We start from the raw sequence: 15,654 nt of genomic DNA on the forward strand, positions 1-15,654 counted from the left end.
CCGCTTTTGTCAGTAACTTTTTCAGATTTTTTAGCAGTTTTTATGCCAATAGGTATAAGGAAAGTATTATTCCTTATGGCAAATAAAAGCCCGATGTTTAAAAAAGCATCAGGCTAAGATTGTCGCTATATTGGCTGATTTTTTATGAATTACCAAGCTTTTTCTAAAATTGCTTTTAAATCTTTTAAGCTGGCTTCTTTCGGATTATAAATGATCGAACCATCGTTGAGGGCCTTTTCTGCGACCTCATCCAGTTGTTCTAAGGTTACTTTTCCTGTTTCACTCAAGGTACGGGGTAACTTGGTTAGGGTAAATAAGCGATCACGCATGGTGAGTAATGTGCTGATGGCTTTGTCTGCACGTAAGTGGGCAGGAGTCTGCGCATAAATGTCTGGCCCTGCAAGCGGTAACAGGAGCTCTGCAATCTTGTCACCATTCACTTCCTTGTTAAATTCAAGCACATAAGGGAGGAACAGGTTCATGCATAGTCCATGCGGCAAGTGTGCAACTGCACCTAAGGCATGTCCAAGTGAGTGTACAAGGCCCACCATCGAGTTTGAAAATGCAATGCCAGCCATGGTCGAAGCTTGAGCCAATTCTAAGCGGCCGTTGGCATCGTTTGGATTATCCAGCACATTAAACAAGTGATTGCTGACTTTCTTAATTGCAGCTGTAGCATAGGCATCTGAAATTGGATTGTGTGCCATGCATGTATAGGCTTCGATGGCATGGGTCATGGCATCCATTGCGGTCATCGCAGTTAAGTGCGGTGGCAGGGTTTGGGTCATGCGTGGATCGAGAATCGCAGCATGCGGCATTAGATAGTACGATGCGAATGGCAGTTTGACATTTTTCTCTGGATCAGACACCACGGCAACCATGGTAACTTCAGACCCTGTACCTGATGTGGTTGGAATCACAAAAAAGGGTTTGAGTGGTTTAGGTAGGTTGTGTGCCCCAGAGTATTTGAGTAAGTCATCACCACCTTCAGATACCAAAATATTGGTGGCTTTCGAGGTGTCAATCACCGATCCGCCACCGACAGCAATAATCGCATCGCACTGATGTTCACGATATAAATTGGCCGCTTTACGTACTGTCTCTAAGCTTGAATCGGGTGGAACATCATCAAAAATTGCACCAATTACCGCATCGGTAGACTCAAATGCTGCTTCAATGGGTGCCAGTAAATTATTGGCACGTACACCTTTGTCGGTAATGATTAAAGGTCGGGTTGCTCCTAATGTTGCCAGTTCAAACGGAATGTGTTCTAAAGCAGCATGACCAGCGATCACTTTTACAGGACAGAAAAATTCGTAATAAGGCTTCGCCATGTTATGCACTCCGTTTTAAATATGATTGGGCTACTTTGAGATAAATATTTGCAGCACCAGTGAGTTTTTCTTTTAAGCCCAATTCAGTTGGGTATTCTTTGACGGCAAGTTCAGCGACCATTTTCGGTAAAATCAATGATTCCATTTTATTTAGACAGCGGACGAGGCGAATTGCATAGGAAATATCCCCATCTGCAATCATGCGGTCGTGTGCAAAAGCTTGTGCTGTACTTTCTTGAAATGAAAACACCAAAAAGGCGTGGCTTAGATGTTTAAAGGTGATGGTTAAATCTGCCTTTAAACTTCCTGGAGTGAGTAGTTCGAGTTGATGGTTTTCGGTCACTTTGGCTAAAAAAGCCGGGCCGTTTGGAAAAACATTCATCGATAAGGTGAAATTGGCTGGAAATTTTGCAACTTCTTGCTGAATTTCACTATCGACTTGGCTGGCCATGACCAATCCTCGGCCAATCACATCCATCATAAGTTTGACATAGGTCAATTGCAGAGCGGGTTTCACTGAATTTACGTTAATCACTCGCTGTTGTCCTTTCTAAAAATAATTATTAGTTTAGAGTAAATACTCTAATTTATTTTTCCATGAAAAGCAAAGCCTTTATATATGCTGTACTTGAACTTCTTTAAAGTAACCGCTGTGCTGTAAAGTTTCAATAATGTCGGCACATAAGTTTTCAAAGTGCGGGTAGTCTGGTTTGAGGTCTGAGATACGCACCATTTCTAAGCCCGCATAGCCGCATGGATTAATGGTGTGAAACCCAAATAAGTCACAATCAATATTTAAGGACAAACCGTGATAACTGCGGCCTTTACGAATTTTAAAACCCAATGAGCCAATCTTGCGTCCATCGACATACACGCCGGGTGCATCAGGTTTGGCATAGGCTTCAATCTCATATTTTTTGAGTAACTCAATCATTAGGTTTTCAGCATAAGACACCAAGGTGCGGACGTTCCAACCAAGTCGGTTGAGGTCAAACATAAAATAGGCAACCAACTGACCAGGACCATGCCAAGTGACTTGCCCCCCGCGATCCGTTTGTACCACGGGAATGTTGCTGCTCATGAGGATGTGTTCAGGTTTTCCAGCTTGACCTTGGGTGAGCACGTCATGATGTTGCAAAATCCAAAGTTCATCTGGTGTGTCTGCATCTCGTTGTTCAGTCAGTGCTTTCATTTCTACAAAGCGGTCAGCATATGAAGTTAAATTATCAAACTGGCGAATAATGAGTTGTGGTTTGAGAACGGCATCTGACACGGCACTTGCGTCCTTATAAAACAAAAAGTATGTCTGAAATTATAAAGAAAAGATCTAGAGCGTAGGAGGATTTCTTCTGTGAATAAGCTGAATTTAATAGATCAAAAATTTAGGCAAAAAAAACACGCTCGTAAGCGTGTTTCATTGATACATCATTTGAATTACAGCGCCGTTTTAATTAACGGACAAGCTGCAAGGTCTGCATACAGTTGATGAACTTGTTCTAATTCTTCAAAACGCAATTGGGCAGTTAAAGAATGGTATTTACCTGTGCGTGATGGTTGGACTTGGATCGATTCACCATCAAAATCAGGGAAATGTTTGACTAAAATTTCAACCACTGCAACATGTAACTCAGTGCTGGCAAAGCCTATGAGTTTGATCGGGTAGTCCATAGGGAATACCCAAAGATGTTCTTGTAATTCACGTGATGGTGTACGGTCTAACATAGTCATGAGCGTCAGTCCCCCTTATTTCAAACGCCTGCGAAACTGCAGGCGTTAGGTGTTGCTCTTAAATACTTAATGGAGACTCGAGATTAAATTTCAAGTCTCCAATGTATCGGTATGAATTAGTCGTTTTCTAGAAATGAACGTAAATGTTCAGAACGAGAAGGGTGACGTAATTTACGCAGTGCTTTCGCTTCAATCTGACGAATACGTTCACGCGTCACGTCAAACTGTTTACCTACTTCTTCCAAAGTATGGTCCGTTGGCATGTCGATACCAAAACGCATTTTCAAGACTTTCGCTTCACGTTCAGTCAAGTTTTCAAGCACTTCACGAGTTGCTTCTTTTAAGCCTTCAGACGTTGCAGCATCGACAGGTGAAGTGATGTTGCTGTCTTCAATGAAGTCACCCAAATGCGAATCTTCATCATCGCCAATCGGTGTTTCCATCGAAATTGGTTCTTTGGCGATTTTCAGCACTTTACGCACTTTAACTTCATCCATTTCCAAACGTTCACCGAGTTCTTCAGGTGTTGGTTCACGGCCCATTTCTTGCAGAAGTTGGCGTGATACACGGTTGATCTTGTTAATGGTTTCGATCATGTGTACTGGAATACGAATGGTACGCGCTTGGTCGGCAATCGAACGAGTAATGGCCTGACGAATCCACCACGTTGCATAAGTCGAGAACTTATAACCACGACGGTATTCAAACTTGTCTACCGCTTTCATCAAACCAATGTTACCTTCTTGGATCAAGTCCAAGAATTGTAAGCCACGGTTGGTATATTTTTTCGCAATCGAAATGACCAAACGTAAGTTCGCTTCAACCATTTCTTTTTTCGCGCGGCGTGCTTTCGCTTCGCCTACAGCCATACGTTTTGAAATCTCTTTGATGCCTTTAACATCAAGGTCCAAATCTTTTTCAATGTCTGCAATTTTTTGTTGGAACGCTAAAACGTCAGGGCGTACTTTTTCAAGATAGCCTTTTTGGTCTGGCGAAGCTTTCGCAATTTGTTCATCTAACCAAGCAAAGTTTGACTCTTGACCTGGGAAAGAGGTACGGAATTGAGTACGATCCATACGACCACGACGTACTGCATAGCGCATTACTTCACGTTCAGAGGTACGGATTTGTTCATGTGTACCACGAATCATTTCTGAAATGATGTCAAATAAACGTGGTGTAAATTTGAACATCATAAACACAGTTGCAAGTGACTCTAAAGCATCTTCTGCTTCTTTGCTTGAACGACCATGTTTTTCGATGATGGTTCGGGTGTTTTTCCAAGCCGCAGTCAGTTCGTCAAAACGCGCTTTGGCAATTTCAGGATCTGGGCCAGATTCACCTTCAGAATCATCATCACTTTCAGAATCTTCTTCTTCCTCGTCATCATCCAATTTTACATCTTTGGTTGATTTGGTTGAAGAGTCTTCTTCTTCATCAATTTCAGACTCTTCTTCGAGGACTTCTGGAATAGCTTCATCGGTTTCAGGGTCTAAATAACCTGAAAGGATGTCCGCAAGACGACGTTCGCCCGCTTCATAATCTTTGTATTCTTGTAATACCACTTCAACCGCATTTGGCCAGTAAGCAATCGAGTGAAGAACGTCACGAATCCCTTCTTCAATACGTTTTGCAATACTAATTTCGCCTTCGCGCGTTAACAGTTCAACAGTACCCATTTCACGCATATACATGCGGACAGGGTCAGTGGTACGACCAGGCTCATTTTCTACAGAGGCAAGAACAGCAGCGGCTTCTTCTTCAGCAACTTCATCGGCAGCTTCATTACCACCTTCAAACATTGCATCATCAGATTCAGGTGCACGTTCGTGCACAGGAATACCGACGTCTTGAAGCATTTGAATAATGTCTTCAATCTGTTCGCTTTCAGTGATCGAGTCTGGGAGATGATCGTTAACCTCAGCGTAAGTTAGGTAACCTTGCTCTTTGCCTCGGCTAATCAGAGCCGCTACTTGTGAAGTAGGGGAAGTCATATCGCTCATCTTTGCTTACTCTTCGTTGAATCTGTGGCAGTGGAAAACTGTGCATCTGGGCACAATTCGCTTCATAAACTTATTTGTAAATAACTGCGTATTCCATCAGGGATAGTCAGCCAAAAGCTGCCTGATAAAATATTAAAAATATAAATTCAGTGATTTAGATGGGGGTGAATTTGTTGTTTTCAAGTTCATCCCGAGCGTACTCAAGTTCAAAACCCAAATTTGAAATCTGAACAATTTGGATTTTATGTGACCATTTAAAGTCGTAAACTACAAAGACGCAGGGTGGATTATATCATGCCATAAAAATTGGTTAGAAATAAAGACTAAAAATCAAATTAATTGCTCTAAATGCAAATAAAACTTGACAAGGTTCTGTAACCCATATAAATAGCGGCTAAGACCCTTCACATTTTTTCACTATGAGGTAGTTTTAGTGTCTTCTACAGATTTTGAACTAGATGATAACTACGCTGATGATGATGTTAATTTTGATGAGTCATCAAGTAAAATTAGTGCGAAAGAATCATTAGAAAAACGTCGCCTGATTGATGACCTTCTTGCACAGCGCCGTTTGGAACGTGAGCTTAAAGATTTTGATTACGACATCGACGATGACGACGATTTTGACGACGAAGAAGACTAAAATCAGATGTAGCATCGTGTCTGAAAATGCTATGCTAATGCCCTAATCAGTTTCTGAATTTGGATTTGAAATGAGTGCTTTAGATTTAGACTTATTGAGCGAATATCTAGATGGTGACCAAAATGAGTATGGTCTAGATTTTGCAGCGACTCATGGTTTCTTGTGTGCAATTGCAGTTGGTCCTACTTTTGTAAAATGGTTGGATGAACTTTTTGATAATAATCAAAAGAAAGTGCCTGCCGAGATCATCTTACAAGTGAAAGCTTGGCTTGAGTCTATTCGTCAAAACCTTGCCAATGAAGAAGGGATTGAATTTCCTTTTGAAATTGAAGAGGCCGATGTTGAGTCAAGTCTAGGGGATTGGAGCGTTGGTTTTGTCGATGCAATGTTCCTCAATGAAGATGCATGGTTCACGCCTGAGTTTGAAGAGCAATTGGTCGATCTTACTTTACCAATTATGGTATTTAGTGGGATTGATGAAGAAGATCCGCAAATGGAAACTTTCCGTCGTAACGGTCAGTTAATGGATGAGCTTGCAGAAGAAATTCCAGAGAACTTAAACGAACTTTATCTCATGTATCATACGCCAGCATAATTGTTCTTGCGTCGTGACATCAGCGACGCAGGCATTAGCAAGCAAATAAAAAAACGTCCCTAGAGGACGTTTTTTTATGCCCAAATTTTAGTGTTTAAACGCAGGTATCACTCATGCTTAGTTTGTGAGAAATAAGCAAAGTCCTAAAGTTGCGAGTACGGTACCGATGACACGGTTAATGCTCACTTGTTTGCGTAAAATTTTATTTCGGATCACTGGGGTAGAGCAGAATAGTGAAATGAGCAAAAACCACAATAGATGACTGGCCGAGATAAAAATGCCATAACCGATTAAATGCATCAGACCATTATTGCCTCGCAACAACTGTGCAAAGATGCTCATCACAAATAGTGTAGTTTTGGGATTTAAACTGTTGCCAAGAAAACCTTGTATAAATGCTTGCCGTGGGCGCAGCAAGGTATGAGTGGCATGGTCACTAATTTGCTGTTGGGTAAATGTTTTGTACCCGGATATACATCAGGTACAGCGCGCCAATATATTGAATGATATGCAATAGGTTCGGAATGTAGTGCTTTAAGAAACTCAGCCCCAGTACGCTATAGCTAATATGTATCCATACAGCACAAGCAATGCCATATGCGGTATAGATTCCTTGTTTACGCCCATATAGATAACTATTTCGGCTGACCAAAGCGAAGTCAGCACCAGGACTGATGACTGCAAGTAGGGTGATGATTGCAATCGCTATAATTTCATTCACTCATTGATCCTTGTTCAGGTTGAATTAAAAGGATTTATATATTTTTCATATATTTGCTATAGTGAAAATCGATTTTAATTCTTTCCTATCGATGAGTTTTTGGAATGATTGAGCGCTTATCACTGAATTCTCTTAAGTTTTTTTATTATGTTGCCCTCTATGACAGTGTAACCATCGCTGCTGAAAAACTCTTTGTCACTCAAGGGGCGGTCAGTAAGCAGTTAAAAAATTTGGAAGAGGCGCTGGGACGTCGTTTATTTATTCGCGACGGCAAAAAGTTACAGCTGACGGGGGATGGTCTAACACTGTTTGATTGTTGTGAGCAGGTCTTTCCTCAGATTGACCAATGTCTCGTACAGATGGCAAAAGAAAAGAAGAATGAGAAGAAGAGCTTAATCTTATCCTGTGAGCCGACCATCGCCATGAAATGGCTGATTCCGCGTTTAGTTCAATTTAAGCTACGTTATCCTGAGATTGACATCAGTTTGTTAACAGCGGGTGGAGAAGCGGATTTTAAAGCGCAAAACATCGACTTGGCCTTAAGGCGTAATGATTTTGAGTGGGGCAAGGCCATTTATAGCGAAAAAATGGCTGATGAGCATATGGTTGGTGTATCGCGTCATAAGCATTTAGCCCCGATGTCACAGCTGTTTATTTCCAGTTCGAGACCTAAACTTTGGACACAATTTAAAGATACATATAAAGCGCAGTTTAAGCATTTTGAAAAGTAGCGTTGGAACATTTCTATTTGTGTATAGAGGCATGTTTAGCTGGTTTAGGTGCAACAGTGGTTTCAGCCTATATGGTTGAAAAAGAGCTCGATTTTCAAATGTTAGACATGCTTACCCCGATTGTGCAAGATGGCTCCGCTTATTATTTACTTTCCGCATCTCCTTTTGAGGATGATCTGCATAAAGTCATTTTTAAGGATTGGTTGATTGAAGAAATGAGAACTAGCCAAACAAAGTTAATGGCACTTTCCGCTCAAAAACACTAATGACGTGCGGCATTTGATCGTTATCTATTAAGCATAAAAAAACACCTCAAACGAGGTGTTTTTTTATGGCAACTTTTTAAAACAATAGTCTGCGTACCAACCATAGGCAATATGAAAAATAGCGCCATGAATCGCGACCATACACAGCATAATGACAGCAGTGAGTCCAATGCCAGCATTATCGACGGATTTCATAATGGTTTCAGCATTGGGATTCATCAGTACTAAAAAAAGTACAAAGAAACTACCAACGATAATTGCGACAGCACTGGAGCCCCAAACCAGTTGAATTTTTTCATGATTGTTTGGAACACGGTGTTCTTTTTTCACAAAGTGTCCGACACTAATCAGTGCACAAGCCACTAAGGTCGGAATTAAGGTTAAACCTCCAAGGTTTAGACCAAAGACCAGTACAGTGATTAACAGCACCAAAGCAATGCTATATACCGCCGCAAAATGCAGTAAATAGTGTTCCATGTATTTCCCCAAAATAAATAAATTAGCTGCGTGTTTTACGCAAATGCCTGCGATATAAAAACCAAAGGATAATCACAGCGACAATGGCAATAATGACATAACCGACTTTGCTAAAAATTTGATGCATCAGTGCTTGGTTTTCACCAAAGTAATAACCGACTGTTGCTAAAAATGTCGTCCAGATAATCGTACCGAGCCCACTATAGAACATGAACTTCCAAAAGGGCATACGGCTCATTCCCGCAGGGATGCTAATCAGTGAACGTACCGCAGGAATCATGCGACCAAAAAATACAATACGGTGACCATACTGCTCAAACCAATCTAAGGATTTTTTCACATCGGTGGATTTGATAAATAGATATTTACCATAGTGGTCGACCCATCTGAAAATGTACTCTTGTTTAAATTGATAGCCAATCCAATACAGCACTGCTGCGGCAAAGAGTGAACCAATACATCCTGCAATAATGACCCCAACTAACACCAACTCACCTTGTGATGCGGCATAACCTGCCGAAGGCATGATAATTTCAGAAGGAATGGGCGGAAAAACATTATCAAGAAACATCAGTAAGGCTATTCCCCAATAACCCAGTTGTTCCATGACGGAGATGATCCATGCAGTGAGGTTCATATAAACCATAAAATAAATGCGATAAGTTATCTTAAGGACTTATCGCATGTGGGTAAAGAATTGAAATGTATTGTTTTCTATTCATCGAAACGGGTATGGGTCAGGGTGTGAATATAGACTTTACGTAAGCTATAAGCCAGCGCAACTGGGATTAAACTGAGCAATGTATAATTTAAAAGATTTGAGCTTAAATGGTAACCAATCCCTAGCGCGATACTTGAACCAATCAACATGCCCAAAACTACGATAAATAAATGCGTGCGTTGTTCAAGCTTGGCTTTGATTTGGTTGAAGCTAGTATTGTGATATTGCTCGATACGGCTTGCTGCGGCATTGCGAATCAGTGTGCGATGGCGTGGCATGATTATTTTATGCATGGCAATCATCCTATTTTCGTCGTTTAGGCATGTCATTTTTATTGTTATGTGGAGACCTACAGGACACCACTTTAGCTTATTATTTATACAGTATGACTCAGATTGAGTTCAATGTTGTGACAAAATTGTTAAATATTTTTAAAAAACGCGAACTGCATAAAAGAATAAGCCCTCAAATGAGGGCTTATTCTTGGCTTAAATAATCTGAATGATTTTAAAGGCGTTTACGTTTAGCCGCAGCAATCTGTGATTGGCGCATACGGAAGCCTTCTTTTTGTTTTTCTGTGGTGTTGTCGATACAGTATTTGCATGACACACCATGTTCATAGCTAGCTTCTTCTGCTTCAGCAGGAAGAAGTGGCCAACCACAAGCATGACACTTAATGTTAAGGCCTTCTTCAACATCATGAGTGACTGCAGTACGGCCATCAAAAACGAAACATTCACCTTCCCACATACTTTGTTCAGCAGGAGTTTCTTCTAAGTATTTTAAGATGCCACCTTTCAGATGATAAACCTCGTTGAAACCTTCTTGAAGAAGAAGAGAGGTCGATTTTTCACAGCGGATACCACCTGTACAGAACATCGCAATTTTTTTATCTTTGTGCTGTTCAAGGTTTTGTTTAACGTATTCTGGAAATTCGCGGAAGCTTTCTGTTTTCGGGTCAATAGCACCCTTAAATGTTCCGGCTTTGTATTCATAGTCATTACGAGTATCGATCAAAATGACGTCATCACGAGCAATCAGGTCATTCCATTCTTTCGGGTCAAGGTAGTGACCGACTAAATCACGTGGCTTTACTTCAACGCCTAAAGTCACGATCTCTTTTTTAAGTTTAATCTTCATTTTACGAAATGGTTTGTCTGCACTGTCAGACTCTTTGTATTCCATTTCTTTAAAACCCTCATTCAGAAGGAATTGATGAATCATATCGATCGCGGCACGGTCGCCTGCAACCGTACCATTAATGCCTTCGCCCGCTACAATCAGAGTACCACATAGGTTGATGGTTTTTACCAAGTCTAAAAGACGTTGTTGAAGATCAGCAGGATCTTGAACTTCTTTGAATTGATAAAGTGCGGCAACAACCCAACCAGTCGTCGCTTGCTGTTCTACAGGTGCAAGCTGTTCTACAGTAGCGTTCATGGAGTACTCCAATGTATTTTGATAGATAATTTTAAGGTGCACATTTTACATGGAATTGAATCAAGATGCGAGATAAGTAAACATTTTAAATGGCTTCTCAAGTGGTAGGGGAGCGTGTATATTCAGTTGCCAAAGACAGAATCCGTTTTGTTTTGGTGCGTTTATTAACAGGAGTATGTTTTGAGTACAGATCGTCGAATTGCCTCTTTGACCCCATGTGCAGGGCGTTGTTCAACGGTATTTGGTGATTCTGTGTGTCGTGGTTGTCGTCGTTTTAATCATGAAGTGATTCAGTGGAACACCTACACTTCGGAGCAGCATCGTTCAGTTTGGCAACGCTTAGATGCGCAACTAGATCAAATTTTAGTGCCAATGTTGCCTTTTGCTGATGTGCAGCAGGTCGAAGCTTTTGTTTTATCTAAACGCGTTCGTTTACGTCCCGATGCATCAAAAGGGCGGAAGCTTTATCATGCGTTAAAAGTATGTGAAAAAAATAAGAACTTTACCGAAGAAAGTGGTTTAGGCATTCAAGCGCAGCAAGTGAAACCGATTTGGCAAGAGTTTGAACGTCGTGTTCTTGCACTTGCTACAGCCAGTTATGATTTGGCATTTTTGCGTGCTGACGCAATTCGACAACATCTCATCCATATGGAAGAGGACGAATAAGTCCTCTTGGTTTGAAAAGAAAAGATTACTCCGCATACCTAAGCTATTTGCGAGAGTGACTGGGGGAAAGGGTTTTTTCGATGGTGAATGTATTTGAGCTGGTGTTGTACTGTACTGCTGTGGTGGTCATGATTGCAACACCTGGCCCAGTGATGTTGTTGGTGGTTAGTGCAGGCCTAAAAGGCGGATATAAACAGGCCTTAAAAACCATTTTTGGGACGAATTTAGCCTCTTTGGTTCTTATTGTACTGTCTGTACTCATCTTAAAAGGCTTTTTAAACATTGCAGAGCATTGGTTAAATGCGATTAAGATTTTAGGCTGCGTATATATTGCCTATCTTGGCTTTCAAATTTTAAAAGAAGCAATTGCCCAAGAAACAGAAACATCGCCAGTGCAATTAAAGGCGGTACAGGGTGGCTTTAAGCAAGGTTTTTTGGTGGGTATTTCGAATCCGAAGGATATTATTTTCTTTGCTTCATTTTTCCCACAGTTCATTGGGGTAACCAGTGATCTTGATGTCAGCCTTGTACTGTTGACCATTCTCTGGATTATTCTAGACTTCAGCACGTTGTCTTTGGTTTATTTGGGTTTTAATAAACTATCGCAGTCCGCTTTGTACAATAAGTTGTTAGGCGTTTGTGGTGCGATATTGGTCAGTATTGCGCTCTATGGTATTTATACTGTGTTTGTTTGATGCTGATGGTGCTGCATCAAAAAGCCTCCAATATGGAGGCTTTTTGATGGGGGAGCGTAAAAATTAGACTCCGTGTTTAATGCGATATTGCACCAATTCTTCAATGGTGATCACAGTCAACTGATGCGTTTGCGCATATGCCAACACTTGAATGCCAGAGGCCATAGTTCCATCGGCATTGGTCAGTTCACACAAGACGCCTGCTGGCTTCAAGCCTGCTAAACGAGCTAAATCAATCGTCCCTTCGGTATGACCGCGACGGGTGAGCACACCGCCTTGGCGTGCACGAAGCGGGAATACATGACCAGGGCGGTTTAAGTCGCTGGCAACAGCCCCATCTTTAATTGCTGCTTTGACTGTGGTGGTACGATCTTGTGCAGACACACCTGTGGTCACGCCAGTTGCAGCTTCAATGGTCACCGTGAATGCAGTTTTAAACTGACTTGAGTTATCTGACACCATAGGCATAAGGTCTAAGTGATCGGCCAATTCATCGGTCAGACATAAACAGACAATGCCAGAACCATCACGAATCATACGTGCCATTGTTTCGACGGTGAGGGTTTCAGCAGCCACAATGAGGTCGGCTTCGTTTTCCCGGTCAAAGTCATCCATCACCAAAACAGGTTTGCCTTGGCGGATATCTTCTAAAGCTTGTTGGATACGTTGTTCAGCTGGAGAAAGGGCTGAAAAGAAAATTTCGGGTTGAATCAAACTAGACATTGAAACGCTCGCGTAAAATTGAAGTACGGTTGAACATTTCAGGACTTTGAAAAATTGGCGTAGCAATAAATCCTCACAGGTTTGCACCTGAGATTCTATTGGTCACGTCGTCTTCTTTCATCCGGACTATACCGTCGGCTTTGGAATTGAACCAAATCTGCGAGCCAAACAGATGATTTCTGCTTGGCTGGCTCGTGGGCTGATTCAGTCTGAGTCATTCAACTGAACTTACCACCGGTGGGGAATTACACCCCGCCCTGAAGCGATGTAAATCCATTATAGTGCTAAATATTTAGAAAAACAGGGGGAGTTTTAGAATGATCAGTTTTATACATAGAACAAATTTTGCTATAGCGTTGTTTATGTTATTTGTTTGCTAAAGACCAACACTCTCTGTGTATGATTTCACTTAGTATGAGTTTAATGTCCAAGAATGAATATCTGAGAAAAACCATAAACATGAATAAGAAGTTTTTCTATAGTTTGAATGGTTTGAAATGATCAAGATAAAAGTAAGAGTGAGGAGTTAGAATTGATCAAAACTCAACAATATGATTACCCTTGGAGTGCTGAATCCTTCATAAAGCATCTGCAAGTTTTTGGTTTTACACTCATCGCGCTCAGTATGTTGTATTTGGTTGCCGCCAATTGGTTTATGTTGCCACAGGCTATTCAGCTGGCTATTCCTCAGTTGTTATTATTCCTCAGTGCGGTTTGCAGCTTGTGGCTGACAAAACATGATTTTCTAGTGCAATGTTTACATAGTATCTGTGGTTTGATGATTGGTTTAAGTCTGGCTGTGATTGGTCAAATTTATCAAACGGGTGCTGATAGCTATTTATTATTTCTACTTTGGTCTGTGCTGCTTTTACCGTGGTTATATCGTCCGAATATCGGTGTATTTTTCCTTTTATGTATTACCAGCCAGTTGGCACTGTTTCTATTTTTTATCCAAACCTTTTGGGGAGATCAATATCCAGAGCTCTTCTTAATCAGTATTCATGTATTGGCACTGATTCAATTCTATCTCTGCAATAAATATTATTCGAAACTCCGTTATTTATTCTTGCTGTGGTTTGCCATTCTCTCGGTTTGGCATATGGCGATGTACCTCTATGCGGATAAAAGCATTCTTTATTTCACAGTGTCTTTTCTCTTGTTGGGCATTTCACTGGCTTACTATTATCAAAATAAAGATCAGCTATGTAGCGCACTTTCAGCCGTTGGCTTGGGCATTAGCTTTACCTTGATTATTGTGAAGGCGGTGACGGAGTGGTTTGGTCAGAATGAAATTTTTGAATTATTTTTTATCGCACTGATTATTTTTGCGTGGTTTGCTTTCATCACTTACATGTTGATTAAATTTATTCCACATAGTCGGTTCAATGCTATTCCACTTGCTGTGGGAGCTTGGATTGCAGGCAGCGTCTTTGCTACGTTGATGTTGACCTTTTGGGGGAATTTCTCTTTGCTTATGGGAGTTGTCTTTGTGGCTTTGGCGGCTTATCTGTTGAAAGCCAAACAAAGTTTGTTTTTAAGACAATTTGCTTATTGTCTCTGGGTTGCAGGACAAATTGCGGTGATCTTTCACACCGTAGATTTAATAAATCAAATTATTCCTATTCTATTTTTACAATTGGCGATGCTAGCACTCGCTTATTTCATGCGAACACATTGGTTCTTTGTTTTTGTTCAAATTTTGGGTTTATATGCAGCAGGTGTAGCGTGTATTTGGGATATTAATGCACATCTTAGTTGGCGCAATATTGTTGAAAATTTTGTTTATTTAGCACTTTGGAACTATGTTTTTTATCTGGGAATTTTGGCTATAAAATTCATACAGCCAACTGAATATCAACGCAGTTTATTGCTTTCGGCACTTGGAATTATTTTATTCTCCATGGGTTTTTATACTTTATTTGGGAAATACGAATTAGCGAAAATTGAGCACATTCCGATATTGGCTTTTGGCTTACCGATTTTATGGTTTGTACTTTTTGTCTTTTTACATATTCAAAAGCAGTTTCATTTATTTGCGCATTTTATTTTGACTGCTTTTGCAGTAGGGCTGCTTTTTTATGGTTATTTCGATATTTTTATTTGTTTGGCCATCATTTCATGGGCATTAAAAACACAAGATAAAGTGATCTATGGATTTGCGCTGGCAACTTTCGCTTTAATTTTAGGGTTTTTATATTATTCCCTTGACGTGACCTTTCTAATTAAAAGTTTAAGCATGTTCTTGTCAGGTCTGATGTTGCTCTTGCTGACATTGAGCTTGATGCTATTTAAGCAAAAAGAGGAGTTCGGCATATGAAGAAAATGATTCCTCTTACTTTGGCACTACTCAGTATCGCGGTATGTTTAGGCTTAATTTTTAAAAATGAATGGCACTTAAACAATAGTCAAACCATGTATGTGCGCTTGCAACCTGTAGACCCGCGTTCGATTATCCAGGGGGATTATATGGCGCTGAATTATCAACTTTATTTTGCGCCTCAGCATTTGAGTCCAGAAAGTACTAGCCAAGCCAACAGCAATCAAGAAGATCGGATTTTTTCAGGTCATTATTTTGATGAAGTGATTAAGAACAAGTCTTCGGTGCTCACTTATGTTGAACTCGATTCACAGAGGCGCGTGATCCATAGCTACTTTGAGTTGCCGAAAAATGTTCGTACAGCTCGACTGATTTTACAAAACCCGAATAATCGGTATAACGGACTTTATCCTGCGTCGAGAAGTTTTTTATTTGCAGAAGGTTTAGCGGATTGTTATCAGCAGGCAGAATATGCTGAGTTTAAAGTCGATGAGCAGGGCAATGCGATACTCACGGCATTGAAAGGTGATCAGCTACAAGAATTAGGCTGTGAGAGCAAACGAGATTGGTTTCGCGGTGCTCAGAATTGATACA

Annotated in this window: 16 protein-coding genes, 2 pseudogenes and 1 riboswitch; of the genes and pseudogenes, 7 read left to right on the forward strand and 11 right to left on the reverse strand. The window is 40.7% G+C overall.

Features of this window, described 5'->3' with window-relative positions; genetic code table 11:
• Nucleotides 1-149 precede the first annotated feature (149 nt).
• The 5 genes from AC4CUZ_RS08010 to rpoD all read right to left on the reverse strand — a co-directional run bounded on the left by AC4CUZ_RS08010 (nucleotide 150) and on the right by rpoD (nucleotide 5,065).
• Nucleotides 150-1,334: an iron-containing alcohol dehydrogenase gene (locus tag AC4CUZ_RS08010; RefSeq protein WP_148825626.1), complete on the reverse strand. Its 1,185-nt coding sequence runs from the start codon at nucleotides 1,332-1,334 to the stop codon at nucleotides 150-152.
• 1 nt (nucleotide 1,335) lies between these two features.
• Nucleotides 1,336-1,815 (reverse strand): hypothetical protein, encoded by a 480-nt coding sequence (locus AC4CUZ_RS08015; protein ID WP_216076700.1) that lies wholly within the window; start codon nucleotides 1,813-1,815, stop codon nucleotides 1,336-1,338.
• A 132-nt stretch (nucleotides 1,816-1,947) separates the two neighbouring features.
• Nucleotides 1,948-2,607, reverse strand: coding sequence for a lipoyl(octanoyl) transferase LipB (gene lipB / locus AC4CUZ_RS08020; protein WP_010327322.1), 660 nt, complete (start codon nucleotides 2,605-2,607; stop codon nucleotides 1,948-1,950).
• A gap of 161 nt (nucleotides 2,608-2,768) precedes the next feature.
• On the reverse strand, nucleotides 2,769-3,056 hold the full coding sequence (locus AC4CUZ_RS08025; RefSeq protein ID WP_039890011.1) for a YbeD family protein: 288 nt from the start codon (nucleotides 3,054-3,056) through the stop codon (nucleotides 2,769-2,771).
• 122 nt (nucleotides 3,057-3,178) lie between these two features.
• Nucleotides 3,179-5,065, reverse strand: a complete 1,887-nt coding sequence (rpoD, locus tag AC4CUZ_RS08030; protein WP_201952170.1) for an RNA polymerase sigma factor RpoD — start codon at nucleotides 5,063-5,065, stop codon at nucleotides 3,179-3,181.
• A 433-nt stretch (nucleotides 5,066-5,498) separates the two neighbouring features.
• Between rpoD and AC4CUZ_RS08035 the strand changes: the two genes are divergently transcribed.
• Both AC4CUZ_RS08035 and AC4CUZ_RS08040 read left to right on the forward strand, forming a co-directional pair.
• A complete protein-coding gene (locus tag AC4CUZ_RS08035; RefSeq protein WP_004982817.1) occupies nucleotides 5,499-5,708 on the forward strand; it encodes a PA3496 family putative envelope integrity protein in 210 nt (69 codons plus the stop codon).
• 70 nt (nucleotides 5,709-5,778) lie between these two features.
• Nucleotides 5,779-6,303, forward strand: coding sequence for a YecA/YgfB family protein (locus AC4CUZ_RS08040; protein WP_490747469.1), 525 nt, complete (start codon nucleotides 5,779-5,781; stop codon nucleotides 6,301-6,303).
• Between the two features lie 117 nt (nucleotides 6,304-6,420).
• Here AC4CUZ_RS08040 and AC4CUZ_RS08045 read toward each other — a convergent pair.
• Nucleotides 6,421-7,024: pseudogene (locus AC4CUZ_RS08045) on the reverse strand (LysE family translocator).
• A gap of 104 nt (nucleotides 7,025-7,128) precedes the next feature.
• Here AC4CUZ_RS08045 and AC4CUZ_RS08050 point away from each other — a divergent pair.
• Nucleotides 7,129-8,021 (forward strand): annotated as a pseudogene (locus AC4CUZ_RS08050) (LysR family transcriptional regulator).
• 63 nt (nucleotides 8,022-8,084) lie between these two features.
• On the opposite strand, the gene AC4CUZ_RS08055 reads toward AC4CUZ_RS08050, so the two are convergent.
• From AC4CUZ_RS08055 to trhO, 4 genes are all read right to left on the reverse strand, one after another.
• Complete coding sequence (locus AC4CUZ_RS08055) at nucleotides 8,085-8,498, reverse strand: ABZJ_00895 family protein (RefSeq protein WP_490747470.1); 414 nt, start codon at nucleotides 8,496-8,498, stop codon at nucleotides 8,085-8,087.
• A gap of 22 nt (nucleotides 8,499-8,520) precedes the next feature.
• The gene (locus tag AC4CUZ_RS08060; RefSeq protein WP_201953694.1) at nucleotides 8,521-9,135 is read right to left on the reverse strand and encodes a DedA family protein; all 615 of its coding nucleotides are present in this window, start codon (nucleotides 9,133-9,135) and stop codon (nucleotides 8,521-8,523) included.
• A 77-nt stretch (nucleotides 9,136-9,212) separates the two neighbouring features.
• Nucleotides 9,213-9,512 carry a hypothetical protein gene (locus AC4CUZ_RS08065; protein WP_087012710.1) on the reverse strand — a complete coding sequence of 100 codons (300 nt, stop codon included), beginning with the start codon at nucleotides 9,510-9,512 and terminating at the stop codon, nucleotides 9,213-9,215.
• Nucleotides 9,513-9,726: 214 nt separating this feature from the next.
• Complete coding sequence (trhO, locus tag AC4CUZ_RS08070) at nucleotides 9,727-10,659, reverse strand: oxygen-dependent tRNA uridine(34) hydroxylase TrhO (RefSeq protein ID WP_490747471.1); 933 nt, start codon at nucleotides 10,657-10,659, stop codon at nucleotides 9,727-9,729.
• Nucleotides 10,660-10,839: 180 nt separating this feature from the next.
• Here trhO and AC4CUZ_RS08075 point away from each other — a divergent pair, with 180 nt between their 5' ends.
• A complete protein-coding gene (locus tag AC4CUZ_RS08075) occupies nucleotides 10,840-11,325 on the forward strand; it encodes a DUF1289 domain-containing protein (RefSeq protein WP_078389134.1) in 486 nt (161 codons plus the stop codon).
• Nucleotides 11,326-11,405: 80 nt separating this feature from the next.
• On the forward strand, nucleotides 11,406-12,020 hold the full coding sequence (locus AC4CUZ_RS08080; RefSeq protein ID WP_490747472.1) for a LysE family translocator: 615 nt from the start codon (nucleotides 11,406-11,408) through the stop codon (nucleotides 12,018-12,020).
• Nucleotides 12,021-12,083: 63 nt separating this feature from the next.
• On the opposite strand, the gene ribB is transcribed toward AC4CUZ_RS08080, so the two are convergent.
• Nucleotides 12,084-12,743: a 3,4-dihydroxy-2-butanone-4-phosphate synthase gene (ribB, locus tag AC4CUZ_RS08085; protein WP_234963552.1), complete on the reverse strand. Its 660-nt coding sequence runs from the start codon at nucleotides 12,741-12,743 to the stop codon at nucleotides 12,084-12,086.
• Nucleotides 12,744-12,848: 105 nt separating this feature from the next.
• Nucleotides 12,849-13,011, reverse strand: a riboswitch (FMN riboswitch).
• A gap of 264 nt (nucleotides 13,012-13,275) precedes the next feature.
• Here ribB and AC4CUZ_RS08090 point away from each other — a divergent pair.
• Both AC4CUZ_RS08090 and AC4CUZ_RS08095 read left to right on the forward strand, forming a co-directional pair.
• Complete coding sequence (locus AC4CUZ_RS08090; RefSeq protein WP_490747473.1) at nucleotides 13,276-15,060, forward strand: DUF2157 domain-containing protein; 1,785 nt, start codon at nucleotides 13,276-13,278, stop codon at nucleotides 15,058-15,060.
• Complete coding sequence (locus AC4CUZ_RS08095) at nucleotides 15,057-15,650, forward strand: GDYXXLXY domain-containing protein (RefSeq protein ID WP_490747474.1); 594 nt, start codon at nucleotides 15,057-15,059, stop codon at nucleotides 15,648-15,650. Before AC4CUZ_RS08090 ends, AC4CUZ_RS08095 begins: the two co-directional genes overlap by 4 nt.
• The last annotated feature ends 4 nt before the right edge of the window (nucleotides 15,651-15,654 follow it).

This window comes from Acinetobacter sp. 789_lipA, from assembly GCF_058242845.1.